The sequence below is a fragment of the Micromonospora parastrephiae genome, from assembly GCF_016802865.1.
Lineage (GTDB): Bacteria > Actinomycetota > Actinomycetes > Mycobacteriales > Micromonosporaceae > Micromonospora > Micromonospora parastrephiae.
The window spans coordinates 1-1,306 of sequence record NZ_JAEVHM010000404.1; the positions used below are offsets into that span (position 1 = coordinate 1).

Sequence of the window (1,306 nt, forward strand, 5' to 3'; positions counted from 1 at the left end):
CCCCGTCTCGTCGCCTCGCCGCCCCGCCGGCGGGCCGCCCCGCCCGCCCCGCGCGCCAAGATCGTGCTCGATCATTGATCTGGTGGTGTCGCGCCGGCGGGAGGCCACTACTTCCGTGTTGCAGCGCGATCATGGGGGCGGGAGGGGCCGAACACGGGACCAGCGCCGCCGTCCGGCGTCACGATCCGCGCAACTACCCGGAAAGTGCTGCCTACACGGGTGCCGAGGCGGCACTTCCCTGATGTTGTGCGGATCTTGAAGCGTCGCACGGCTCACGGCTCACGGGCGCCGGGAACGTCCCCTGCTCGCTGAGCTGGGCGGTCGCCGCCGTGCGTACGATGTGGCGGTGGCGCAGGAGGTGGTTTCCGCAGCGGGTCGACCGGTGGACCGGTCCGGCCTCGCGGCCGACGTGATGCGCCGGATGGCGCACCTGACCGCCTCCCTGCGACACCAGCAGGGCACCGCGTTCGCCGAGCTGGGGCTCACCCCGGCGACGGCTCGGGCGCTGCACGAACTGGACCCGGACCGTCCCCTGCCGGCCCGCGACCTCGCCGATCGGCTGGGCTGTGACCGGTCCAACGTGACGGCGCTGGTCGACAGGCTGGAGCAGGTCGGCCTGGTCGAGCGTCGTACCGACCCGGCGGACCGCCGGCAGAAGACCCTCGTGGTGACCGCTGACGGTCGGGGTGTGCGGGACCGGGTGACCGAGGTGATGTCCGACTCCCGACTCCTGGCCGGGCTCAGTGATCAGGAGCTGTCCACCCTGCGCGACCTGGTGTGGAAGGTGTCCGACGGCGGCTGTCCGGAGCTGTGCGACTCGGAGTGAGTCGACCCGCGTCGGCCGTGTCCCACTGGGCGACCAGGGCTCGCGTCGGTAATGCTGTCGGACGTGACCACCCCGCAAGATCTCGACGACCGGTTCCGGGAGACGCTGGCGACGCTGCCCGCCGCGCCACGGCGGCGTGACCCCGCCGACCCGGTCACCGACGACGCCCCGCTGACCGGTGCGCGACTGCTGGACCTGTTCGACGCGCAGGTGACCAGCCGACAGCTCGACCTCGCCGGTCGTTGGCTGCGCAGTTTCGGGGAGGGTTTCTACACCATCGGCTCGGCCGGGCACGAGGGCAACGCGGCGGTCGCCGCCGCGCTGCGCCCCACCGACCCGGCCCTGCTGCACTACCGCTCCGGGGCGTTCTACTGCGTGCGCGCGGCTCAGGCCGCCGGCCACACCGCCCCGACCGACGCGGCCGAGCCGGACCTGACCACAGAGCCGGCCGCCGACCTGAAGCCGACCGCCGAGGCCGAG

At 73.3% G+C, this 1,306-nt stretch carries 1 protein-coding gene and 1 pseudogene; both read left to right on the forward strand.

Annotation, left to right across the window (positions count from 1 at the left end; translation table 11 throughout):
• Nucleotides 1-346 precede the first annotated feature (346 nt).
• Nucleotides 347-826, forward strand: coding sequence for a MarR family winged helix-turn-helix transcriptional regulator (locus JNW91_RS31410; RefSeq protein ID WP_407664421.1), 480 nt, complete (start codon nucleotides 347-349; stop codon nucleotides 824-826).
• A 51-nt stretch (nucleotides 827-877) separates the two neighbouring features.
• A pseudogene (locus JNW91_RS31415) lies at nucleotides 878-1,306 on the forward strand (transketolase); the annotation flags it as partial.